At 44.5% G+C, this 607-nt stretch carries 1 protein-coding gene and 1 pseudogene; one reads left to right on the top strand and one right to left on the bottom strand.

Features of this window, described 5'->3' with window-relative positions; all coding sequences use genetic code 11:
- Nucleotides 1–400 (top strand): EAL domain-containing protein (locus R7040_RS27880; RefSeq protein ID WP_318097805.1); only part of this gene is annotated, 400 nt, incomplete at its 5' end.
- A gap of 13 nt (nucleotides 401–413) precedes the next feature.
- On the opposite strand, the pseudogene R7040_RS27875 reads toward R7040_RS27880, so the two are convergent.
- Nucleotides 414–607: pseudogene (locus R7040_RS27875) on the bottom strand (ABC transporter); the annotation flags it as partial.

Raw genomic sequence — 607 nt, 5'->3', positions numbered from 1 at the left:
AAGTTGCATCACGTTTGAGCTAACGGAAAGCGCGGTGATGAGTGACAGCGAACATACGCTGCAAATGCTGAATGCGATTAAAAAGCTGGGCTTTGCTTTATCGATCGACGACTTTGGAACTGGGCAAACGTCGTTAGCATTTTTGCAGCACATGAAAATTGATTATTTGAAAATCGACAAGTGTTTTGTTGAAACAATAGGCATTCAAAGTGTGAGTGCATCCGTATTGAATGCCATCGTTCATTTTGCGGACGAGCTGCAAGTGAAGTTGATTGCCGAAGGCGTCGAAACGCCGGCGCAAGCAGAGCATTTGAAAAATATGGGAGTGCAATACCATCAAGGCTACCTGTATTCCAAACCTTTACCATATTCCCTGCTTGCGCAGCAGCCGATTTCCTAGCTCTTGTTACGCATTACCAGTGATGAATTTGAGCGCGATAACACTGCGCTTCGTCATCGAAGACAAACTCAAGATCGTTTTTGATGCTCTCAAGGCTGTCTTCTTGGTAATGGGAGACGTAAAGCAATTGGCTGAGATTTTCACGTGCAATCAGTTCCAACGTGTTTTTTACCAAGCGTCGTCCTAAAAAGTCGAGACCTTGATAAG

It is taken from the genome of Vibrio sp. 1069 (assembly GCF_033340555.1).
This window is presented reverse-complemented; position numbering and strand designations above follow the sequence as displayed.